The 24,228-nt window shown below is 43.8% G+C and carries 20 protein-coding genes; 12 read left to right on the plus strand and 8 right to left on the minus strand.

The genetic code is table 11. The annotated features are described in order from the left end of the window. Positions 1-65: 65 nt before the first annotated feature. A complete protein-coding gene (locus tag ACFFUV_RS05500) occupies positions 66-1,043 on the minus strand; it encodes a porin (protein WP_390190323.1) in 978 nt (325 codons plus the stop codon). A gap of 515 nt (positions 1,044-1,558) precedes the next feature. Between ACFFUV_RS05500 and dinG the strand changes: the two genes are divergently transcribed. From dinG to ACFFUV_RS05525, 5 genes are all read left to right on the plus strand, one after another. After that, positions 1,559-3,634 carry an ATP-dependent DNA helicase DinG gene (gene dinG, locus ACFFUV_RS05505; protein WP_390190324.1) on the plus strand — a complete coding sequence of 692 codons (2,076 nt, stop codon included), beginning with the start codon at positions 1,559-1,561 and terminating at the stop codon, positions 3,632-3,634. Positions 3,635-3,728: 94 nt separating this feature from the next. Beyond that, positions 3,729-4,508, plus strand: a complete 780-nt coding sequence (locus ACFFUV_RS05510; protein WP_390190325.1) for a sulfite exporter TauE/SafE family protein — start codon at positions 3,729-3,731, stop codon at positions 4,506-4,508. Then, positions 4,505-5,053 carry a primosomal replication protein gene (locus ACFFUV_RS05515; RefSeq protein WP_390190326.1) on the plus strand — a complete coding sequence of 183 codons (549 nt, stop codon included), beginning with the start codon at positions 4,505-4,507 and terminating at the stop codon, positions 5,051-5,053. Before ACFFUV_RS05510 ends, ACFFUV_RS05515 begins: the two co-directional genes overlap by 4 nt. A 2-nt stretch (positions 5,054-5,055) precedes the next feature. Beyond that, the gene (gene rsmS / locus ACFFUV_RS05520; RefSeq protein WP_390190327.1) at positions 5,056-5,244 is read left to right on the plus strand and encodes a pleiotropic regulatory protein RsmS; all 189 of its coding nucleotides are present in this window, start codon (positions 5,056-5,058) and stop codon (positions 5,242-5,244) included. Then, positions 5,245-6,390, plus strand: a complete 1,146-nt coding sequence (locus tag ACFFUV_RS05525) for a ribosomal protein uL16 3-hydroxylase (RefSeq protein ID WP_390190329.1) — start codon at positions 5,245-5,247, stop codon at positions 6,388-6,390. A gap of 70 nt (positions 6,391-6,460) precedes the next feature. Here the strand turns inward: ACFFUV_RS05525 and ACFFUV_RS05530 are convergent, their stop codons facing one another. Further along, entirely contained in the window at positions 6,461-8,575 is a 2,115-nt protein-coding gene (locus tag ACFFUV_RS05530) for a methyl-accepting chemotaxis protein (RefSeq protein ID WP_390190330.1), read from the minus strand. Between the two features lie 267 nt (positions 8,576-8,842). On the opposite strand from ACFFUV_RS05530, the gene ACFFUV_RS05535 reads away from it, so the two are divergent. Beyond that, positions 8,843-9,124, plus strand: a complete 282-nt coding sequence (locus ACFFUV_RS05535) for a hypothetical protein (protein WP_390190332.1) — start codon at positions 8,843-8,845, stop codon at positions 9,122-9,124. A gap of 198 nt (positions 9,125-9,322) precedes the next feature. On the opposite strand, the gene ACFFUV_RS05540 is transcribed toward ACFFUV_RS05535, so the two are convergent. Further along, positions 9,323-10,138, minus strand: coding sequence for an SDR family oxidoreductase (locus ACFFUV_RS05540; RefSeq protein ID WP_390190333.1), 816 nt, complete (start codon positions 10,136-10,138; stop codon positions 9,323-9,325). Positions 10,139-10,647: 509 nt separating this feature from the next. Here ACFFUV_RS05540 and xthA point away from each other — a divergent pair. Further along, the gene (xthA, locus tag ACFFUV_RS05545) at positions 10,648-11,457 is read left to right on the plus strand and encodes an exodeoxyribonuclease III (RefSeq protein WP_390190334.1); all 810 of its coding nucleotides are present in this window, start codon (positions 10,648-10,650) and stop codon (positions 11,455-11,457) included. Between the two features lie 61 nt (positions 11,458-11,518). Here the strand turns inward: xthA and ACFFUV_RS05550 are convergent, their stop codons facing one another. From ACFFUV_RS05550 to ACFFUV_RS05565, 4 genes are all read right to left on the minus strand, one after another. Then, positions 11,519-12,196: an ABC transporter permease gene (locus ACFFUV_RS05550; protein WP_390190335.1), complete on the minus strand. Its 678-nt coding sequence runs from the start codon at positions 12,194-12,196 to the stop codon at positions 11,519-11,521. A 6-nt stretch (positions 12,197-12,202) separates the two neighbouring features. Next, entirely contained in the window at positions 12,203-12,943 is a 741-nt protein-coding gene (locus tag ACFFUV_RS05555) for an ABC transporter permease (protein ID WP_390190336.1), read from the minus strand. A gap of 84 nt (positions 12,944-13,027) precedes the next feature. Further along, complete coding sequence (gene aotJ / locus ACFFUV_RS05560; protein WP_390190338.1) at positions 13,028-13,798, minus strand: L-arginine-binding protein AotJ; 771 nt, start codon at positions 13,796-13,798, stop codon at positions 13,028-13,030. 112 nt (positions 13,799-13,910) lie between these two features. After that, the gene (locus ACFFUV_RS05565) at positions 13,911-14,681 is read right to left on the minus strand and encodes an ABC transporter ATP-binding protein (RefSeq protein ID WP_390190340.1); all 771 of its coding nucleotides are present in this window, start codon (positions 14,679-14,681) and stop codon (positions 13,911-13,913) included. A 635-nt stretch (positions 14,682-15,316) separates the two neighbouring features. Here ACFFUV_RS05565 and ACFFUV_RS05570 point away from each other — a divergent pair. The 3 genes from ACFFUV_RS05570 (at position 15,317) to ACFFUV_RS05580 (ending at position 20,634) form a co-directional block, all read left to right on the plus strand. Then, positions 15,317-16,864 carry a DUF3360 family protein gene (locus ACFFUV_RS05570; RefSeq protein WP_390190342.1) on the plus strand — a complete coding sequence of 516 codons (1,548 nt, stop codon included), beginning with the start codon at positions 15,317-15,319 and terminating at the stop codon, positions 16,862-16,864. 322 nt (positions 16,865-17,186) lie between these two features. Continuing rightward, a complete protein-coding gene (pflB, locus tag ACFFUV_RS05575) occupies positions 17,187-19,463 on the plus strand; it encodes a formate C-acetyltransferase (protein ID WP_390190344.1) in 2,277 nt (758 codons plus the stop codon). A gap of 175 nt (positions 19,464-19,638) precedes the next feature. Beyond that, a complete protein-coding gene (locus ACFFUV_RS05580) occupies positions 19,639-20,634 on the plus strand; it encodes a lipid A deacylase LpxR family protein (RefSeq protein ID WP_390190346.1) in 996 nt (331 codons plus the stop codon). Here ACFFUV_RS05580 and ACFFUV_RS05585 read toward each other — a convergent pair whose 3' ends face one another. After that, positions 20,635-22,515 (minus strand): methyl-accepting chemotaxis protein, encoded by a 1,881-nt coding sequence (locus ACFFUV_RS05585; protein WP_390190347.1) that lies wholly within the window; start codon positions 22,513-22,515, stop codon positions 20,635-20,637. A 226-nt stretch (positions 22,516-22,741) separates the two neighbouring features. Here ACFFUV_RS05585 and pflA point away from each other — a divergent pair, with 226 nt between their 5' ends. Next, a complete protein-coding gene (gene pflA / locus ACFFUV_RS05590) occupies positions 22,742-23,482 on the plus strand; it encodes a pyruvate formate lyase 1-activating protein (RefSeq protein WP_390190349.1) in 741 nt (246 codons plus the stop codon). Positions 23,483-23,557: 75 nt separating this feature from the next. Beyond that, the gene (locus tag ACFFUV_RS05595; protein WP_390190351.1) at positions 23,558-24,223 is read left to right on the plus strand and encodes an energy-coupling factor ABC transporter permease; all 666 of its coding nucleotides are present in this window, start codon (positions 23,558-23,560) and stop codon (positions 24,221-24,223) included. Positions 24,224-24,228: the final 5 nt, after the last annotated feature.

The following is a 24,228-nucleotide window of genomic DNA, read 5'->3' on the forward strand; positions in this document are numbered from 1 at the left end:
TAATTTCCATTATAAAAAAATAAACCCAGCCGAAGCTGGGTTTATTTTATACATTAAACAACTGATTACCAGTATACACGTGCACCGATAGCCATGTTGTTTTCAGCATCACTGCCATCTTTTTTGCTGTAGCCGTATTCTACGTAAGTACGACCCCAGCTAGCAAACTTGTACTCAACGCCAGCATAACCTTTAGTTTGGTCAGAATTATCAGCCTCTTCATCAAGGAACTGAACACCACCGTAAACTGTTGTTTTATCTGCTACTGGAACCATAGCACCTAAGTTAAATGCATTAGAATCAGTATCAGCAGAGCCTTCTTCTTCTTTATTGTAGGCGTATGTAGCACCTAGAGTACTATCACCCAACGCATACTCAGCTGTAAATTCGTAAGTAGTGTATTTAGTGCTGCTAGTACCTGTGCTATCGTTCATGATGATACCACCAGTATGAACAGATAGGTCACCAAATGAAGTACCAGCAAACAATTCATACATTTCATATGCTGTTTGAGAAACTACACCAGTTTCTTTATCTTTTGATTTTTCTGGAAGGTTGTAAGAAGCTTTAACCCAGTATGCATCTTTAACCAACTCATACTTAATCATATTCTCCTGCCAGAACGTATCGTTGTTCAGAGCAGTGTTGTACAAGAACTTATCTGCGCTGCCAAACTCGTAAGAGTATTCTGCGCCATAGATGTCATCTGCTAGAGGGCTGTTTTTACCAAACACTACAGAACCGTATGTATCTGAAGATACACCGATGTAGTGTTTACGAGTTGACATATCACCACGAACGTAAAATTCAACTTTACCTACAAGGTCTAGACCTTCACTAATTTCGTAAGAAGCCGAGATACCTGCACGTGAAGAACCGTTGTCAACACTAGGTCCTGTGTCATCATTGTCAGAAGCATAGATAGCTTCACGAAGTTGACCATAGAAGTCTACTGATGCTGCATCTGTTTTTAGAAGTTCTGCTGCATTAACAGAACCAGCGGCTGTTGCTGCAACAACCATAGCTAATAGTGTTTTTTTCATAATTTAATCCACTGCCTTTTCTTAATATGGGAATTCCTTATCCGGTTCCCTTTTTTGTTTTTTGAAGTTGGCTCAGAGAGTTAACTCCTATGAACCAGCCTCAACAAATCTGCAGCTAAGATTGCAGAATATTCATCTAACTGTCAAATGTTGTAAAAAAAGATAATAAAAAATAAATAAACATCTAATTATCAATAGTTTACATATAAATTAGTGTTTTTTTAGAGCAATATCTAACCAACCCTAAAGTTTATTCAGCAACTACCACAAAAAACAACATCAGAACAAAATTCTGATAAAATGGATAAAATTTTATTTTAAAGACAATTTAAACACAAAAATCCACTTTTTGGAGATATATATTTTTCACAAACTAAAATTAATCCCTCTTGTTAAAGGTTCAGTTTTTTTTTGTGAAGTTGATCTCCGTTTGTAAGAAAAGGATTCTATTTCGTGAGCTAGGTACGTTTTAGCAAACTGTGCTAACATCGCGCGACTCACTCAAAGGGCCCGTCATGACCACCAGCAAAGTTCAAAAAGCGATTCGTACAAGTTATCAAAACCTTCAACATCAATTGGATAACTTTATTCCTCGTCGAGCACAAAACTATCTTGTTGCGGAAATAACCAAAACATTGTGTGGCAGTTACCACAAATCAAATCGCGTCATGGTGGCGGAAGCGGGAACAGGCATTGGAAAATCGCTCTCCTATTTGATGTCGGTCATCCCGGTGGCTCGCTTCAATAACCGCAAAGTGGTGATCTCTACCGCCACGGTGGCATTACAAGAACAGCTCATCAATAAAGATCTGCCTCTATATAGAAGGCTCACCGATTTTGAATTTAGCTTTACTCTTGCTAAAGGACGCCAACGCTATTGCTGCGCAGAAAAATTAGCAGCGGCGAGTGGTGTCGATGGCGGTCAAATGGCGATGTTTGAAACCAAGCCGAAAGCGAAAGATATTGATTTGCTCAAAACCATGTACGAGAAACTTGCCGAAGGTAAATGGGACGGCGATCGAGACTCTTGGCCAAAGCCTATCAGTAATGAACTTTGGCAAATGATGGTCAGTGACAAGCACAGCTGCAATGGCTCAATGCAAGCTCACCGAGGATGCCCTTTTCAAAAGGCACGTTCTGAGCTGGATAAGGTCGATGTGATTATCGCTAATCATAGCCTCGTGATGTCAGACTTAAGCTTAGGTGGCGGCGTGATACTCCCCGAACCTGACAATACTATTTATGTCTTTGATGAAGCTCACCATCTTCCTCAAGTTGCTCGCGACCATTCGTCTGCTGCCGCGAGCCTAAAAGGCGCAGCAAGTTGGCTAGAGAAGCTCAACCAATCCGTTTCTAAATTCTCTAATCTGACTGATGAAAAACGTGTCGCCCGATTTCGTAATGAGTTACAAAATTCGGCGCAAGAACTTATCCCAGCACTGAGTCAACTCGCCAAACGCTTTGACCCAGCACAATTTGTCGATAAGTCATATCGCTTTGAGCATGGTGAACTCCCCACCTGGCTCGAAGAAGAAGCAAAGCAATTAAAGCAGCTGTCAAATAAGCTCGCGCAATCAGTGGCAAAAATCGCTGATCTTATTGCGGAGAGGGTCAAGGACGGCGAAATCGCAAATCGCCTTGCAGAACCTGCATTAGCAGAGCTGGGATTTTACATTCAACGGACGGAAAACCTTGCACAAGTGTGGCAACTTATGGCTCAGCCACAGCCAGAAAAGGGGGCCCCACTTGCAAGGTGGCTAGAATTGAGCGATGAACGCGAAGGTGACTTTATTGTCAACGTATCGCCACTTGAAGTTGGATGGCAACTTGACCAACAACTCTGGAGTCGCTGCGTTGGCGCAGTATTAACCTCCGCAACCATTCGCGCACTCAATTCCTTTAGCTTCTTCTGTCGCCAAGCCGGCATCAGTGATAAAGCGGAAGATGGGGTTCAGTTCCTCGCCCTAGCCTCACCGTTTGACTACCCAAACCAAGCCGAGCTGTACATTCCAAAAATGCATTACGAACCACAAATGCCCGAATTTACTGACCATCTCATTGAACGACTTCCTGAGCTAATAGAAGAAGGAAAAGCCAATTTGGTGCTGTTTGCCTCGTACTGGCAAATGAATAAAACCGCGCAGGCACTGTCGATGCTATTCACCAAAAAAGGCTGGTCTTTACAACTTCAGGGTGAATCTTCTCGCCAAGAAATTATCAATAAACATAAAAAACTTATAAAAATTCAAAAAACCAGCATTCTATTTGGGACAGGAAGCTTTTCTGAAGGCCTCGATTTACCCGGAGAGCTACTTGAAAACCTGATTATCACTAAAATACCGTTCGGAGTACCAACGTCACCGGTCGAACAAGCGCACTCAGAATATATTCAGGCCAAAGGTGGAAATCCATTTATGCAAATCGCCGTGCCTGAAGCCAGTAAAAAATTAATCCAATCTGTCGGTAGGTTACTGCGAAAAGAGAGAGATTCTGGTAGAGTCATCATCCTCGACAGGCGTCTTATCAGTAAGAGATACGGTAAAGCACTGTTAGACTCCCTGCCGCCATTCAAGCGAAATATCGAGTACTAGCTGCTATATTGAACCTTTGTGTGAGTAATGACTCAAATTTTCACGTTTATCTCACGATGCCACTCACTGAAAAAGAATAGATAGAAGTACATTTATGGAGATGTTTGAGCCAACACTGCTGTTGGTGCTGGCACTGGTCGCCTTTATTGCTGGATTTATTGATGCCGTCGCAGGTGGCGGCGGAATGTTAACAGTTCCTACCCTATTATCCATGGGACTTCCTCCTCACCTCGCGTTGGGAACGAATAAGCTCGCGGCAACGTTTGCATCCTCAACGGCAGCATTTACTTATTATCGTAAAAAATTATTCGACCCTCGTTGCTGGTATCGTGCTTTTATATCCACATTGATTGGTGCCACGCTCGGCACACTGTTTGTTGATGCAATCAGCACTGATTGGCTCGAGAAGATCCTGCCTTTAATTATCTTAGCAGCGGCTATCTATACGATTTTTCATAAAACGCCGCATAATGCCGCGAATGTGCTACCGCCGCAATGTGCGAAATTTCATAAAAAACAATACGCTCAAGGCTTGAGTATTGGCTTTTATGATGGATTAGCCGGCCCCGGTACAGGCGCTTTTTGGACAGTGAGTTCCATGGCTCTCTATAAGCTCAATATTCTTTTGGCGTCTGGTTTATCCAAAGCCATGAATTTCACCAGTAATTTTACCTCCTTGGTGACTTTCGCCCTTCTTGGCCATATCAATTGGATGCTAGGCTTAACCATGGGCGTATGTTTAATGGCAGGCGCTTTTGTCGGCGCGCACTCAGCCATTCGATTTGGCGCGAAATTTATTCGCCCAGTATTTATTACTGTTGTGAGCATTTTGGCGATAAAACTCGCTTATGAAGCATGGATTGTCAATTTATGAGTCAATTTAGTCAGCTCAAAAAGACGTTAGAACAGCTTGATATTCAAGCCGCTGCCCTGGACAGACAACGAGGGGAACATCATTTACCACTATTTGATGAACGGCTTTTTCGTGGTCAAGCTCGGCTGTTAACACCCTGTGTTCAAGAAGCACGCTCGACCTACGACTCCATTCTACGTGAAAGCCAAAACAACCTTCTTACTGCCGAACGGGCTGAATTTCTTACCGAACGACTGGTCGCTCAAATCGGGGCGATCCAACGAGAACTTGCAACAACATCCATTCGTAAGAGTGAACCTAAGCACAGCAGCTACTATAGAAAGCCCATCAACAAATTATATCAAGAGCTTGCCCAGCATCAGGAATGGGAACGACGCTTAAAAGATATGGTGATGGAAAAAGAATATTTGCTCAGCCATAGCTCGTTGGGGCAGCAACAAGAAGCCCAGCAAGTGCTTCTTGCCACAGAGCAGCGCCTAAAACGTTGCCAAGCCGCTAAGCTAAAATTAGAAAATCAAATTACCTATCGAGAACGAAATCAGTAGTTATGTCTTGTAAAACCACTTCAAATACCGGTGCGTCAAATAGCCTTGATAACGCACCAGACGATATCAAACTCGCGGTCGACCTTATCTATTTACTCGAGTCCAATGACATTCCAATCAATACCGCTTTGTCAGCAATCAATATCGTAAAATCTGACTTAGAAAAAAAACTCATACAGGAACAAGAGTAAATGTATCAATTCAACTTTAACTTCGAGCAGTTCATGCTCGACTATTGGCAGAAAAAGCCAACAATTCTTCGTCAAGGTTTTTCAAACTTTGACGACCCGATTTCGGCGGAAGAGCTCGCCGGATTATCGTTGGAAGAAGAAATTGATTCACGCTTTATTTCTAATCACGATCATAACTGGAAAGTCGAACATGGCCCCTTTGACGAGTCCTTTTTTGGTGAGTTAGCCGAGTCGCACTGGCAACTGGTTGTTCAAGCAGCAAACCATTGGCACCCAGGCGCGGCGCAACTCGTTGAGCCGTTCAGGCGGCTTCCTCAATGGCTGTTTGATGATGTCATGGTATGTTTTAGCGCGCCACAAGGCGGAGTCGGCCCACACATTGATCAATATGATGTATTCATTATTCAAGGACAAGGTCAGCGTCGCTGGCGCGTTGGTCCTAAAGACATGGGTCAGTACCAAGAAACCATTAAAGCCAATGCATTAAAACAAATCAAATCGTTTGAGGCAGAAATTGACGATGTGCTAGAGCCCGGTGACATTCTCTACATTCCAGCCGGTTTCCCCCACGAGGGTCACACACTTACTCCTAGCCTCAGCTATTCAATAGGTTACCGCTCACCTAAAGAACAGGAGCTACTCAGTAATTTTGCGGATTATGTATTAGCGCACGATCTTGGTGATGTTCACTTACACGCACCCGACATGAAGGCACAGCAAAGCTTTGGGGAGATCAAGCAAGAGCATTTAGCCAAGCTGACCACAATGCTCAAAGCGGCTACCGAAGATGATGACTTGCTGCGAGAATTTGTGGGCTCCATGCTCAGTCAATCACGTCATATGTTAAATATTGTTCCTGAAGAGGATGAGTCGAGTGAACAAGAAATACAGCAGTATCTATTTCAGGGTTCAGAGCTGCACAAGGTCGCTGGATTGAAAACCTTGTATCACGACACGCATCCAACCGTTGCCTACATTAACGGTGAACGCTTTGACGTTTCAGAAGAGATCCAGTCTCAGTTATCATTACTGTGTAACTTGGAGCATTACAATCGTCACCACCTTCCCCAAGCTCCGACTGCAGAACATTGGCAACTATTAACTACATTAGTCAATAAAGGATATTGGTACATGGACGAGCTTTAGTGTCCTCCGCGTAGCAGCCGCAATGTAAAAAAGCCGCATAATGCGGCTTTTTTATCAAATCATTGACTCATCACACTTTAAATTGATTCACTAACTGCTTTTGTTTCTCTGATAAGGTGCTAATTTGTCCACTGACCGTTTCTGACTCTTCCGCCTGAGAGAGAATTTGCGCACTTAATTCGCGAATATTCGACACACTCAAATTGACTTCAGTGGACACAGATTGCTGCTCTTCTGCTGCCTTTGATATTTGCGTATTCATATCTGTAATGGCAGCAATTGACGTAAATACATGTTGAAGCTCGTCCACCGCGACTTTGACTTGGCTTGCTGAATTATTGGCTAGCGCGTTACTTTCATGAATCACATTGACCACGTCGGTAGTGCCGGTATGGACCTGCTCAATCACATGGCGAATATCTCCGACTGAATCTTGTGTACGCTTGGCGAGATTACGCACTTCATCGGCTACCACCGCAAAGCCTCTGCCTTGCTCACCAGCTCGAGCGGCTTCAATGGCAGCATTCAACGCAAGCAAGTTAGTTTGCTCGGAGATTTCCTCGATCATTTTCAGCATCTCAGTAATATTGTCGTTGCTTTTGGCAAGTTCTTGAACAATCGGAATGGCGGCATCCATGGTTTCAACCAGGCGGCGCATTTCTAACTCAGACTGCTCAATCACTTTTTGCCCTGTCATCGCAGATTCATTGGCCTTTTGCGCGGCGTTCACAGCATTGCCTGCATTTTCAACAACTAACGTAGCAGTTTGGGTCATTTCTTCAGACGCCGTAGCGACAAGATCAACTTCCTTAAACTGAGAATCACTGCTTTGCCGCGTAAGTTGCGCAGCAACCGACGATTGCTCTGTGGTACTTGCCACCATATAAGTGTTGTTGACAACTTCACGAATGATGACTTGAAGCTTATCCAGAAAAGCATTGAATCCTGATGCCAACTGGCCAATTTCATCTTGGCTTTTGATATCAAGCCTCTGAGTTAGATCCCCCTCTCCAGAAGCAATATCTTCCAAGCGTAACGCGACTTGCTTAATGGGTTTCACGAGCCTAACCGCCATAAATCCAATTACTACCAAGCCAATGAGAACAAATATACCGCCAGCGAAGACTTCTGTCGTCACACCTTTAGAGACTTGCTCGCCAATCAAGACATCAAGAGAATTTGCATCTGCCAGTACGCTAGAGCGTGGCATTTCAAACAAAATCCCCCAATTTTGGTTGCCGATAGTAATTGGTGCAAACACCATCAGCCATTGATTATTTTCGCTCCATTGAGTGATGACCTCTTGGCCGTATAACAGGTCGACCAAATCATCATTCGTGATATTGTCACTTGAAAACGGTTGACCTATATCCGCATTAGGATCATCACTGGCAATCAGCGAACCATCGAGGCTGACAATATTCATTTTGCCTTGCCCATCAAAAAGGTTGGCATCAGAAGATTGGGCAAGCTCGGTTAATGTATCAAGTCGAAGGTCAATACCAAAATAGCCCATGGCGAGGTAGTCGCGCATAATGGGCACAGAGATAGACGTTGTTAGATAGCGGCTATCTCCTTGCTCGACGATACGTGGTGTACTAACGCACGTCGTATTGCGAATTAATGGGCAATAAAAACGCTCACTATTACTGCCATCAGATAGTTCACTCTCAGACAATACATGCGCTTCAACTTCGTCGTTCTGTGAATGACGCCAATACGGTGCAAATCGCCCTGTCTCATTCGACCCTACGTACTCGGCGCTCACATAATTTGCATCTTCACTGTCAAGCTCATCGGGTCTGAACACCATGTAAGCACCTTGAATGGTGTCAAATTTTCTAACCGCATTTTTCACAATATCATTGAGTGCAGTTCGCAGAGTTTCACTGTCACCAAAGTTATCTTCGGAATTCGTTTTTTGAAACAAAGCCGCATCCGCTAGCATTTCGGCGCGATATAGGGCTTCATTAAGGTATTCAGAAATTTCGGTGGCATTGAGTAACGCCGTGGTTTGCACCAGTTGTTCAGACTTTTGCTTTACGGACTGAGAACTGTTGGTTTTGATTATTTGTTGATTACTTATCGCATTGTATACTGAAAATCGGATCAGCGAGAGAGAGGTAATTAATAGGCAAGCGCCTGATAGTAATATAATTTTCCATTGAACAGACAAGGTTCGCATGCTACATCCCTTTTTGCAAACTTGGTTAGAGTTATTACACCATATTGCGACTAATTATCAATCTAAAGTTAAACTTTTGTAGTATTTCAGTGATGGCGTAGAGATTACCAACGCGTTTCCAATTTCTTGTTTAAAAACCGTCCGTAGCTCATAGGGCTGATGAAATAATCCTATAACACGCTAAAAAACTCCCATCTTAGATGCCAATACCAAGCTGATATATCGACTAGTCTTTACGCTCATGAACTACGAAAAGGGCTAGTGACAATGAAACCAAACAAATACCTAACGGCTTTACTCTTTGCTTCATCGCTATTGATGACAACCACCGCGTATTCTTTTAATTACTACACAGAGGGCGGTTTAATGTTCATCAAAACATTCCGTAATTCTTCAGGACAAATGCGTTATTGGGGGTGCGGCCCGACACAATGCCTATCGCTGAACAATCAAAGCAAATCTGAGGTTAAAAGTATGATTGATGGGGGACGCAGTTTTGATGGTACTTGGAATATCGAGGAGATTATGGGCAGTGTGAAGTATGGGTGAGTCAAGTTAAACAAGGGAACTATCCAACGCTTAGAAGAGTCATGAACCAACTTCAAGAAAAGTGCTAAATACTCTCAGCGGTTACCGTTTTCTGAAAAACACTGATAGCGTCAGCACTATCAGTGTTGGTTTTATTCACTCTCTTCACGTGGCGCTAGACCTCGGAGTTGAGTAACTGCAGATACAAACATCTACATTTTAACCGTTAGTGATCATCCCACCATTGAGGTGTAACGTCTGCCCAGTCATGAAACTGCTATCTTGGCACGCGAGAAAAACATACGCAGGGCCCATTTCACGAGGCTGACCTATACGTCCCATTGGCGAGGACATTGATTCTAAAATGTCTTTATCAAAATCTTTAAAGACTTCTTGGATTTCTGTCGCCACTGGCCCAGGAGCCACTTGGTTGACTCGAATACCACGATTCAATAGCTGCTTTGATAACGCTCGAGTATAACTGACGATAGCGCCTTTGGTCGCCGTATAAGGGACTAACACATCATTTCCGACATACGCGTTCACCGATGTTGTATTAATGATACTGTCGCCTTCCTTCATATGCTCTAACGCCGCTCGAGTGACATAAAAAATGCCTGCCATATTGATGTCAAAATGCTGCTGCCAATCTTCATCACTGACTTCTGATAAATCGTTATACGGTTTTTGCATACCCGCATTGTTGATCAATACATCAATACCGCCCCATTGTGCAACAACCTCTTCCACAGCCTGCTTGCAACTCGCACTACTTGCGGTGTCCCCTTGCAAAATAAGAGCGTCTGCACCTTCGGCCTCAATGCCTTTTTGTGTCTCAAGAGCGCTCTCGTCATCAGAATGATAAACGATAGCGACTTTGGCGCTTTCACGCGCCATGTGTAAAGCCACCGCTCGTCCGATACCGCTATCCCCACCAGTGATTAAAACGCGTTTGCCAGTTAGCTTACCTGAGCCTTTGTAGTCGTCATTGATATATTCAACGGGCGGCAACATGTCATCTAAATGTTCTGTCATAACTAGCATCCTCTGTTTTATTTGGTGTACAAATAATTACTGTCTCAGTAATACTGAGAGCTTGATGGTAGATCATTGAAATCAAAGGGTTGTTAAGATTTTTAACATAAGCGTTTATCATTACAAGAATGAAGAGGAAGCGTCTACCACCGGAGTCGGTAATAACAGTGAATTGGAGGGTGAGCAATGAACCCTCACCCACTAGTTAGACATACTTATCGACTGGTGATCAGATTAGCGAAACGATAAACTGGTGGTTTAATTATGTGTTCGTTCAAAAAGTCACGTTTGCTAGCACCAAGAGAAAAGCAGTCGCGCCCTATCGATACCACACGATGATGGGCGCCTAAACTAAGGCGCTGAACCCAATCGCCATCTCACTATATAGTGGTAACAAAATATAGTGGCAACAAATTTTAGCAGTCCTGTATTGACTGTTAGGGTCTCTATTAGTTTCGAAAGATAATTAAATCTCCACAACTCAAAGCTTATAACGGAAAGTAAAGAATATGAAAGTCATTAGTTTTAATATCAACGGGTTACGAGCACGCCTTCATCAATTACAGGCACTGATTGATAAACATCAACCGGATGTTATTGGCCTACAGGAGATCAAAGTTCACGACGACGCATTTCCTCTCGAAGATGTCAAAGCGATGGGCTATGAAGTGTATTTTCATGGTCAAAAAGCGCATTACGGCGTGGCGATGCTGTGTAAAAAAACACCCATCACAGTGCAAAAAGGCTTTCCGACCGACACTGAAGAACACCAAAAGCGCATGATCATGGCGACGTTTGAGGATGATAATGGCGAGAAAATTACCGTGCTCAATGGCTATTTTCCGCAGGGGGATAATATCCACCACGAGACCAAATTCCCTTATAAGCGCCAATTTTATAAAGACCTTATGGGCTATCTCAACCAATACCACAGCAAAGACGAGCAAGTTATCGTAATGGGGGATATTAATATCAGCCCCATTGATTTAGACATTGGTATTGGTGAAGTCAACCGCAAGCGCTGGCTGAAAACTGGGAAATGTTCTTTTCAGCCCGAAGAACGTGAATGGCTAAAAAACCTACTAGATTGGGGGCTTGAAGATACGTTTCGTAATTTGCACCCAAGCGTTGATGACCAATTCTCATGGTTTGATTATCGCTCTCGTGGCTTTGATGATAACCGTGGCTTACGGATCGATGTGATATTAGCGACCCCTTCCCTTGCGAAAAAGTGCCAACAAGCGGGTATTGATTACGAGTTACGAGGCATTGAGAAACCTTCGGACCACGCACCGATTTGGAGTGTATTTGCTCAATAATCTAAATAATGACTTCAATGAAAAAAGGGCCTTCAAGGCCCTTTTTAATTTGCAACGAAGACTAACTGTGCGGCTTTAAATAAGCGAGGAAACGTTTTTCTGCATTTTTAAACACCCACAAAATAATGAACGTCAGTCCCATATAAAATAGCCCCGCGGTCAAAAATGATTCAAACGGCGCGTAATAGCGCGAATTCACCAATCGCGCTGCCCCTGTGAGATCCATGATGGTAATGATTCCCGCAACCGCACTGCCGTGAAGCATAAAAATCACTTCATTACTGTAGGCAGGCAACGCACGGCGTAGTGCACTAGGCAAAACGATACGACGCATTGTTTGCCAATAACTCATGCCATAAGCTTTGGCCGCTTCGACTTCTCCACGCGGCAACCCATTGATTGCCCCGCGGATAATTTCCGCAGTATAAGCCGCTGTATTCAATACAAAAGAAACCAGCGCGCAAAACCAAGCGTTTTCCCAGAGCGTATCTTTGACTGGAAAGAACTGATCCATTCCGTAATAGATTAAATAAAGTTGCACCAATAAAGGCGTACCACGGAAAAAGTAAATAAATGCCCAGCTAGGCCAGCGTAATAACAAAAGGTGACTATTACGGACTAAGGCAAGAGGGATGGCGACAAAAATACCAATCAATAACGATAACCCCACCAGCCAGACAGTGGTCCATAAACCGCTTAAATAGACAGGAAAGCTTTCAACTATTAATGAAAAGTCCATCGTTTCCTACCTCGTGTGAATCGTAAATTTGCGTTCAACAAGCTTAAGTAGCCCCGTCGATACACTGGTAAAAAATAAGAAGATCACCGCAACCGTCATATAAAAGGTAAATGGCATCTTGGTTGAACCCGCAGCCAAAGAGCTAATACGGACCATATCTTCAAGGCCAATAATGGAGACCAAAGCCGTCGTTTTGAGCAACACAAGCCAATTGTTACCAAAACCAGGCAATGCGTGACGAATCATTTGCGGCAGCAAAATACGGCGAAAAGCCAGAAACCCACTCATGCCATAAGCTTTGCCAGCTTCAAGTTCCCCTTTATCCACCGCCATAATGGCGCCACGAAAAGTTTCTGCCATATAGGCGCCAAAGATAAAACCAATGGTCAACACCCCAGCCGAAAACGGGCTGACGTCAATATAATCTGGTAAGTAGGATGTCCATTCATGATTTGGGTCACTGGAAGCGAACCAATTATTTAACCATTCGTTGATCGAATAGAGAGAGTTGTTTAAGAGAATTTGTCCACCAAAAAAGATCAGCATCATCAGAACTAAATCTGGGATACCTCGAATAATCGTGGTGTAAATAGTCGCGACAGAGCGCAGTGTTCGATAGTTAGAGAGCTTGGCTAATGCACCCAACATGCCTAAAACCATGGCCAAAACCAGCGATAATACAGCTACTTCAATCGTCAGGAGTGCCCCTTTTAAAATGGAGGCTTCATATCCATGTAAATCCAGCATAAATGAGTTCCAGTTTCTCAACTCAAAAAAGAAAGGCCATTGATGTGTGACCATCAATGGCCATGATGACGATGTTACGTGTAATTAGTCACCGTATACATCGTAGTTAAAGTATTTCGCTTGAATTTTTTGGTATTCGCCATTTTGACGCAATGCAGCAATCGCATCATTCAGCTTGGCGGTAAGATCTTTATCTTGTTTACGAACCGCGATACCAAAGCCATCACCAAACCACTTTGGATCCGTCAGCGATGGACCCACGAACTCGTAGTCTTTACCGCCATCTTTGTTCAATACACCCTCTTCAAGAGCAGATGCATCACCAAGTACCGCTTCAATTCGGCCATTCGCAAGGTCAAGATACGCGTCATCAAAAGAGCCGTAACGTACGATGTCGACTTTGTCGCCATAGTTATCTGTCAGGTATTTATCGTGTGTTGTTGCGCGTTGAACCCCAATTTTCACACCGTCGAGATTATTGAAATCAAGACCAGCGCCTTTCTTGGCAATAAACTTGTTTGGAATAAGCGCATACTTGTTCGTAAAGTCGACTTTTTTCTTACGCTCTTCAGTAATCGACATCGCAGCGATGATGGCATCGTATTTACGTGCAAGTAGAGAAGGAATAATACCGTCCCAATCTTGTGGAACAATTTTACAGGTCACTTCCATCTGTTCACAAAGCGCATTGGCCATGTCGACGTCAAAACCTTTCAGTGAGCCATCCGCTTCTGTCCAGCTGAATGGAGGATACGCCCCTTCAATACCAAAGCGGACTGTTTTCCAATCCTTAGCTTGAGCGACACCTGTTGCTGCGGTAGCAGCCAAAGCTGCAACAACTAACCACTTTTTCATTTCCATACTCCTGTGATTGTATTTTTATTTTGTTAGATTTTGTTGTGTTCAGATAGTGTTATCTGTTTAAGCAAGTATCGTATTCGTATGACACCTGCCTAAATCGATTCGATTAATAGATAGACGAAATAAACTGCTTCAAGCGTTTTGATTCTGGTTGAGAGAACAGCTTTTTCGGGTCGCCCTGCTCTTCGACTTTGCCCTGATGTAAGAACATCACATGATTGGACACATCACGAGCAAACGCCATTTCATGGGTCACGACCAGCATGGTACGCCCTTCTTCAGCCAAATCACGCATCACACCAAGCACCTCACCGACCAATTCTGGATCCAGTGCCGAGGTGGGTTCATCAAACAGCATGACTTCTGGGTCAACCGCTAACGCACGAGCAATCGCAGCCCGTTGTTGTTGCCCGCCAGATAAGTGACCTGGGTAATAATCTTTACGCTCAAACAGACCCACTTTATTCAGTAGTTGTTCTGCTTTTTCAATCGCTTGCTTTTTAGGGACACCCAAAACATGAACAGGCGCTTCAATGACGTTCTCAAGCACGGTCATGTGTGACCACAGATTAAAGCCTTGAAACACCATGGCTAAGCGAGAACGGATTCGCTGCACTTGTTTTTCATTAACAGGGATAGCATCGCCTTGACGGTTAGCTTTCATTTCAATCAACTCGCCGTTGACCCAAATATCACCCGCCGTCGGAGTTTCAAGAAGATTAATACAACGTAGAAAAGTGCTCTTACCGGAACCAGAAGAGCCAATAATGGAAATGACGTCGCCTTTGTGGGCTTCTAAAGAGATGCCTTTCAGCACTTCATTTTGGCCAAAGGTTTTATGTAGATCTTTGATGTTCAGCGCGGGTACATCATTCATGCGCTATTGCTCCCTATATTTTCATTCATTGCTTGGCTTCCGTTCCAAAGCTGCTAATCAAATTATCACTACCAAAAACAACATGCAACAAATTATTAACCTAAAAGTAGAAAATATTCAGTCACATAATGCGATTAAAAAATCACTAGTCAGCTTATTATGCTAGTTTTCATGCATATTTAACAGTCAGCTCACTTTCAAGCCTCATCGTTAAGCCATGAGATTATGGTAAAAACAAGATCCAGTTCAATGATTGCATGTGTGATGTATAAATGTTGCAGATCGGTCGCCTACGTTATCTATGAAAACTCACATTATGAAAAAATATTTCATCTTAAATATCAGATAAGTGGTTATGAGTGGCTTAGTTTGTAGTTTTATTTCACATTCAAACTTAAAGTGATCTAAATCAATCACCCTTTACGGGAGCCAAGCTAAACTCGCCACCATAGAACTTTGTCTTCAAAACGAGATTTTATTTGACCTCGAACAAATTTATGCAACCACGTATAGATCGTGCTAGAGATCAAAATTAATCTGAGTTTCATGCAGTAAAAAATACTGGGCGGTGGTTTAGCGCAACACAATCCATTACCCATAAGAATAAATCACTTTGTGTAATAAAGAGGGAATCTATGTCAGACGCAGTCAAACAACCGCACTCTGATTCGGATATCGATAGCAAAAGCTATAGCGAACTCCATCGCCCAGCTTCTGAATTTGCCAGTCGCTCAGACTATCTGGACCATGAGTTACAAATAATGAAGCCACGCCGATTTGGGCTTAACCTACCCGGCCGTGACTTCCGTTTTGAACTTGAAGATTTAGTACCAGCACTCGCTGGAACCATTGGTATCATCGCAATGTATTCTGCGGTGATGATGTCTTGGGCTGATGGCTTAACCCAAGCTTGGGACCATATCAACCTTGGTAAAGATTTCGCTATCGAAGTCGCGCGTGTTGAAATGCTTATCCCTGCACTACTATTCTGTGTATTAGCCTCTGGCTTTATTAACCCTCGAGCGAACCTAGCGGGTAACCACGGCCCGATGATTCCATTGATTGGTTCTATCGCTCTTGCTGGCGCTCACCCATTAGCACTTGCGATTCTACTCGGTATTTTTGGTTTATTGCTCAGCTACTTTAAAGGTGGCTCAAAGCTGGTGAATCTTACATCCCAAGGTACCGCTGGCGGTTTGTTGATTTTCCTCGGTTTTACCGGAACGATGAGTCAAATCACCTCAATCCAAACTTGGGCGACCGGCTTACAATCGGCAGAAGTTGCCGCAGGAAGCTTAGGTTACATAGGCCTAGTGGTTTTGGGTATCAACATTGTGGTCTACGCAATTTTGGCGAAACTGGGGTTACGCTGGCTCGCAATTCCTGTGTGTGCATTCGTAGGGTTAATCATTGCGTTACTTGCTGGCGCTGGGTTTGATCTTCAATTTGAAACCCATATGGGTCTGCCAAACCTTAACCCCGCATACTGGTGGGGAAGCACAGAACAAGGCTGGCAATTAGGTCTACCAACACTTCAACATTTCATTGCCTCTCTACCCTTTGCAATTTTAGCTGTGGCTATGTGGTCACCTGATTTCCTTGGGCACCGTATTTTCCAAGAGATGAACTACCCGAAAAATACTGACAAGGTATTGATGGATGTCGATGACACGATGACCATGTGTTCAATTCGTCAAATGGTCGGTACCGCTGTCGGTGGTGGTAACATCACCTCTTCTTGGGGTACATACATGATCCCTGCGGCGATCGCGAAGCGTCCAATCCCTGGTGGTGCCATCATTCTTGGTCTTTTAGTGATGATCATTGCGATCCTCGGCTTCCCTATGGATGTTGCCGTATGGCCTCCAGTGATGCGTGTTGCTCTTCTGGTTGGCGTTTTCTTACCGCTTCTTGAAGCGGGTATGCAGATGGTTCGTGATACCAAAGACTCACAAGCGGCGGGTATCTGTATCTTTGGCGCAGCAGTTGTTAACCCTGTTTTGGCTTGGGCATTAACAATGCTCTTAGATAACAATGGCTTAATTGGGGATAAAGAACGTGCTTCTAAACTATCGTTTGTCGATAAAATCGTCATCCCGGGTGGTGTACTGATCATCTGTCTGGTTGCTATGCTTGCGGTAGGTATGCTGGACACCCAATACGGTATAAAAGCTTGGCTGTAACGAGAAATATCGAGGGTAGCGCATGTCGCTACCCTTTTTTTTATTTGATCGACTATTTTTTACTCAAGATTATGCGTTTTTTCGAATTTTATTGATTTAGTTTAAGGTTTGTAGATTTTTTTTAGTCTAACGTAAGAGTCAAGCAAGAGGTTTCCTACGAAACCAACGGTGAATTCCGAGTAACAAGATGTATAGCTTTAATCACGCAGTTGAATCTATAGATATTGTTATTTACTAAGAGTGTACTGGTCTTATTCGATTAAGGATGCTGGCTCAACAGCATTGCAGTATGGGTTTTTTCTACTAAAAAGGTAGGTATGTCATGGCAGAGCAATTTGCTAAAGCTTGGGAAGGTTTTGCAGCAGGTGACTGGCAAAACGAAGTCAACGTTCGTGATTTCATTCAAAAAAACTATACACCTTATGAAGGTGACGAATCTTTCCTAGTTTCTGAAGGTACTGAAGCAACTAACACGCTTTGGGCTAAAGTAATGGAAGGCATCAAACAGGAAAACGCGACTCACGCACCTGTTGATTTCGATACTTCTGTTATTTCTACCATCACTGCTCACGATGCGGGTTACATCAATAAAGACCTTGAAACAATTGTTGGTCTTCAAACTGAAGCACCGCTAAAACGTGCAATCATCCCTAACGGTGGTATCCGTATGGTTGAGGGTTCTTGCAAAGCGTACGACCGCGAGCTAGACCCAGAAGTGAAAAAAATCTTCACTGAATACCGTAAAACACACAACCAAGGCGTGTTCGACATCTACACTCCTGACATCATGAAATGTCGTAAATCAGGCGTTCTAACTGGTCTTCCAGATGCTTACGGTCGTGGCCGTATCATCGGTGACTACCGTCGTATCGCGCTTTACGGTATCGACTTCCTGATGAAAGACAAATTTGCTCAATTCACTTCTCTTCAAGAGAAATTTGAAAACGGCGAAGATCTACAAATGACCATGCAACTTCGTGAAGAAATTGCAGAGCAACACCGTGCTCTAGGTCAAATCAAAGAGATGGCAGCGAAATACGGTTGTGACATCTCTCGCCCTGCTGAAACAGCGCAAGAAGCAATCCAATGGACTTACTTCGGCTACCTAGCAGCAGTTAAATCTCAAAACGGCGCAGCAATGTCTCTAGGTCGTACTTCGACTTTCCTAGACATCTTCATTGAGCGTGATATCGCAGCAGGTAAACTGACTGAAGCTCAAGCACAAGAAATGATCGACCACTTCGTCATGAAACTACGTATGGTTCGTTTCCTACGTACTCCTGAATACGATGAGTTGTTCTCTGGCGACCCAATCTGGGCAACAGAATCAATGGGTGGTATGGGTCTTGACGGACGTACGCTAGTTAGCCGTACTAACTTCCGTTTCCTAAACAGCCTATACACTATGGGTCCTTCTCCAGAGCCAAACATCACTGTTCTTTGGTCTGAGCAACTTCCTGAAGGCTTCAAACGCTTCTGTGCAAAAGTGTCTATCGATACTTCATCTATCCAGTATGAAAACGATGACCTAATGCGTCCAGACATGAACTCTGATGACTACGCTATCGCATGTTGTGTATCACCAATGGTGGTTGGTAAACAAATGCAGTTCTTCGGTGCTCGTGCGAACTTAGCGAAAACCATGCTTTACACCATCAACGGTGGTGTGGATGAGAAACTGAAAATCCAAGTTGGTCCAAAAATGGACAAAATCTCAGGTGAATACCTAGATTACAACGAGTTGTGGGAAAAAATGGACCACTTCATGGATTGGTTAGCAAAACAATACGTGACTGCGTTGAACTCTATCCACTTTATGCATGACAAATACAGCTACGAAGCGTCTCTAATGGCTTTACACGACCGTGACGTGAAACGTACAATGGCTTGTGGTATCGCTGGTCTATCTGTTGCAGCTGACTCTCTATCTGCAATCAAATACGCGAAAGTGAAACCAGTTCGTGACGAAGACGGTCTAGCAATTGACTTCGAAATCGAAGGCGATTTCCCTAAATTTGGTAACAACGACCCACGCGTTGATGACATCGCATGTGAACTTGTGACTACATTTATGAACAAGATTCGTGAGCTGAAAACTTACCGCAACGCGATTCCGACTCAATCTATCCTAACTATCACTTCTAACGTGGTATATGGTAAGAAAACAGGTAACACACCTGACGGTCGCCGCGCTGGCTCACCATTCGCACCAGGTGCAAACCCAATGCACGGTCGCGATGAGAAAGGTGCAGTAGCATCATTGACTTCAGTTGGTAAACTACCATTTGCTGACGCTCAAGATGGTATCTCTTACACCTTCTCTATCGTACCTAACGCACTAGGTAAAGAAGAAGATAGCCAACGTTCAAACCTTGCTGGCCTAATGGATGGTTACTTCCACCACGAGTCTGGTATTGAAGGTGGTCAACACTTGAACGTGAACGTACTAAACCGTGAAACACTACTTGATGCAGTTGAGCACCCAGAGAAATACCCTCAATTGACTATCCGTGTATCAGGTTACGCTGTTCGCTTCAACTCTTTGACTACAGAGCAGCAACAAGACGTTATCGCACGTACTTTCACTGAATCTCTATAAGATTCACTGCTAAGTTTTAAAGCCCCGCCCAGTGTGGGGCTTTTTATTGCCAGTATGTCAGAGTTAGCTGATGATAAATTCAGTACAACCTTGAGCCTAAATTCACGCTGACTTCACTGCATTTTATTGAATATCTTTTAAGATAAAGGCCTCTTTGTTTAACCTCACGGCCCTTATGCGCATACTTTCCGTTTTTCCTCTGCTTTTATTGAGTGCATCGACCTTCGCTTCATCACTTAGCACGCTGACCTTTTCTCTGGATAACGATGGTATCTACGGCGTTGATCAAGATTATACCAATGGTATTTTCCTTTCTTATACGTCGGCAAAGATAGAACCCTATTCTTGGTTACAGCCTTTAAGCTTATCGTATTGGGGAGAAGCGTCATTCGACAAATGGGAAGTAAAGATCGCGCATAAAATCTGGACCCCTTCCGATATAGAAGCGACTGAACCACTCGCCAATGATCGCCCTTATGCAGGGTTCTTTCATTCCGAATTAAATTACATCAGTTTAAGTTCTGAGCGAGCACAGAAAATAAATCTGACGCTTGGCGTCACCGGAGAGCACTCTTACGCCGATAAAGCACAAAATATCGTGCACGGCATCACTGGATCAGACGATCCGAATGGCTGGGATTACCAAATAGAAAGCCAAGTCGCAGGCAGCATCGGTTACCAACATCATCTGAATATACAGCGAGGCGCAATGACGCTTAATTCTGATTGGGAAATATCGAATGTGTCGAATATCAATCTCGGCAACTTTCGAAGTGATATCGCGACGGGATTGATGCTTCGCTGGGGAAGCGATTTACCCCATAACATGGGAGCTGCCAACATTAGTGCTGAACACCCTTTTCAGGCGGGAATGATTGGTGATTCTACCCAAGGCTGGTTTGCGTTTGCGGGTATTGAAGCGCGTTATAGATTCAACGATTTAACCATCGAAGGTGACCGCCCTGAGATTGAAAACACCCCTAATGTGAGTGACCCTGCGATTTACGATGTCTCCGTTGAACCTTGGCAAGCGACCGCGGTGTTAGGGATTGCATGGTATAACTCTCGCTTTGGTGCGAGCTTTACCACCACCGCGAAAACAGCCGAATATCAACAAGCTACCGACCATATATACGGAACCGGTAGCTTATCTGTCTTTGCATTTTTCTAGTTAAACAATAAATTTCTGGCAATCATCACTCAAGCCACTCGAACGATGATTGACCAAATCACTCACCGCCTTCAATTGGCTATTATTTTCGCCTAGCGTTTGCATTGCGCTCGAAATTTGAGTCATATTATCTGCCATTGATTGGCTCGTTGATGCGAGCTCTTTAATGGCATCAAAAATATCCTGCGTTTTTTGCGCAGCCTCATCGGCTTTTTCTGTTATTCCACTCATGGCCGACATTGCCGCTTGACCACGTTCGCGGCCCAACATCATTGACCGCTCGGACTGGCTTATTGCCTCAATCACCGCCGCGCTTTCATTTTTCATCTGGTCAACGGTGCCTGATATGTCTTCCACGGCGCTAACCGTACGTACCGCCAAGCTGCGGACTTCATCCGCGACCACTGCAAACCCTCTTCCTTGTTCTCCAGCTCTTGCCGCTTCAATCGCCGCGTTTAACGCTAACAAATTGGTCTGCTCTGCCACACCATTAATGATGTCCATCACCGAGTCAATTTTACTTGATGCTTCTTCAAGTTGGCTAATATGCGCCGCTGCGGATTCAAGAACCTGCCCAATGTCTTCAATCGACTGAATTGCCGTAGCGATAATTTGGGAGCCATCATTAGCCGCTAATGTCGAGCTACGGCTGATTTCAGCTACAAACTCAAGCGAGCCAGAGACTTCTTGAGTGGTCACACTCACCTGCTCAGTGGCAGATGCCAGCATTTGGCTTTGCCCTAGCAACTCTGATTGACCTTTTGATAAACGGTCAAGCCCCGCATTAAGTTCTGACGCGTTGTCTGAAAGTGCGCTACTGCTGTCTTGAACTTGATGAACTAACTGACCTAACTTCTCACAACTGGTGTTAATGGTGAGCGCAAGCTGATTAAATTCATCTTTCGAATTTCTACCAACGACCATACGCTGCGACAAATCTCCAGCAGACACAGCTTGCATAACTTGGTTGGTTTGCAGCAGCGCTCGTCGTTGCTGCGCCCCCAGCAGCGCTGAAGAAGTGACGGCAAACACAGCCAACACCGCACATGCGAATAACACCGACCATACCGTGTGTTGAGCGTCTTGCTGTGCAACATCAGTATAGGAATGACTGAGTGTTTCAAGCGCTTGACTGGCATTAGCCACCACCGCTTTCATTTGTGACTCAGTTGACAGCATTTGCTGTTCGGAGGCTTCAACCTGCTGTGAAAGGACACTGACGCGTTCAAAAGTAGACTTAAATTGGTCAATCTCTTGTTGGTATAAATCCAGCATCGCGTAAGTGTTGGACATCGTCACAAACCCCGCCAATGCACGATTAAATAATGTTAAGTTTTGCTCGTTAGGCTGGAGTAAATAAGTTTGCTGTGCCTTGATCATCGCTTGAAAGTCAGAGTTTATCGTCACCATTCCGGTTTCCGCTATCTTACTTTCAATCACTGAGGCGAGCCTTTTAAGCTCACCAAGCTTCCCTGAGTCAACAGAAAAACCTAATTCACTTTTTAGTGATAACCAAGGAGAAACCGCCTGTTCAAATTGATCAACGCTCTTGGTCAACTGTGCAGCAAAATCCGCCAACGAAACCCTTTGGAGAAACTGGGCATCGACTGTAACGGCTTTCGCGATATCCGTAATACTCTGTTTGGTGTCATCCAGTTGCTCATTCGTCACAGATTTGAGTTGGCTGGCCAAAATGAGAATATCACTTTGTAACTGCAGTAAAGAAACGGTGCCTTGTGAAACATTTGCACTGAGTTCATATTGGTGGCTTAAGCCATTCAACCGTGAAGCAGTGAAACCCCCTAAAATTACAAAACCTAAAGTCAGAATAACTAGGAACACCCCAGTTTTTTGCTTCTGAGAGAGTGCAAGCATATGCATGAAAAATCCTTAATCATCATATAGATGAACATCTAGTACTTCCTGTGCTATCCATTTCGTTCTTGCTTAATGCTTTTTTATTAGTTGTTCGGTTTTTATACCACACAAAAAGTGATTAAGGGGATAATTCGTGAATCATTTTTCTAAGCTGTGAAACGACAAATGCTATTTAATCCTTACAATTTATAATAAAATACCTCGTAAACTTCTTATAAGAGATGAGCTCATGTCAACAACTGGTCGTATCCATTCTTTTGAGTCATGCGGAACAGTAGACGGACCTGGAATTCGCTTTATTGTTTTTATGCAGGGCTGCCTTATGCGCTGTATGTACTGCCATAACCGAGATACTTGGAACACTCATGGTGGTAAAGAAATTACGGTTGAAGAGATCATTAATGAAGCGAAAAGCTATCGTCACTTTATGAAAGCCTCTGGGGGCGGAATTACTTGCTCCGGTGGCGAAGCCATGCTGCAACCCGAATTTGTTCGTGACTTCTTTCGAGCCGCGCAAGCTGAAGGAATGCACACTTGCCTTGATACCAACGGCTATATTCGCAAGCATACCGATGTGATTGATGAAGTCTTAGCCGCAACCGATTTAGTGATGTTAGATCTCAAGCATCTCAAAGATGAAATCCACCAAGATCTCGTGGGCGTATCGAATCGTAGAACATTGGATTTTGCTCGCTATTTGCAAAAAATAAATCAAACCACATGGATTCGTTATGTCATTGTACCTGGCTACACCGACGATGAAGAGTCCGCCCATTTGCTTGGTGATTTTATTAAGGATATGAGTAACATCGAAAAAATTGAATTGCTTCCCTACCATAAATTGGGTGCACACAAATGGGAGGCTCTTGGACTTGAATACCCGCTTGAAGGCGTTGAGCCACCGCCCAAAGCAACGATGGAAAAGATCGTTGCCGTTCTAAAACAGTATCATCCTAATGTGAAATACTGATTATTTTTTCGGCTAAACTCGCGATTCATGCCAATCTATATCTTATATGGATTGGCATTTTTATGGGAAGAACCAATGCTCTTATTGCAAACAATCATGGTGATATTGGTCGTGATCGCGTTATGGGTTGCGCGCAGAGATGTCGCGAGTGTTTTTTGGCCAAAATTTATTGAAGAACGTCAATTCCAACATCTGACGTATGCTGTCATGCTATGTCTGTTTTTGCTTTGGTCGGCACAGGCGGGTATTAAGCCCGGATTAAATATTCACTTTTTAGCTTTGACGACTCTCACATTGATGTATGGCTGGAAAGTTGCCTTTTTATTGACGATCCCAGTCAGCTTGATTTTGGCCCTGGTTGGTAACCTCAATTGGAGCGCTCTTGCCGATTATCTGGCGCTTTCATGCCTACTTCCCATCATTATTAGCCATATAGTGTTCACTGCCAGTTATCGATGGCTACCGAGGAACATTTTTGTTTTCATTTTCGTCGCCGGTTTTATCAATGGCGCGTTAACTGGAAGCTTGCATCTATTGGCTATCAGCTTGTACCACCTTGGCATACAAAACCATACCTGGAATGACATACAAAACAACTATCTGATTTTCCTTCCCTTATTGGCTTTTCCAGAAGCGTTACTTAACGGTATGGCGGTGACTTTGTTGTCGGTCTTTCAGCCTCAATGGTTACGTGCTTTTTCGGATAAAGATTATATTTATAATCATTATCACAACGACTGACCCAA

The organism is Vibrio olivae, from assembly GCF_042428525.1.
GTDB lineage: Bacteria > Pseudomonadota > Gammaproteobacteria > Enterobacterales > Vibrionaceae > Vibrio > Vibrio olivae.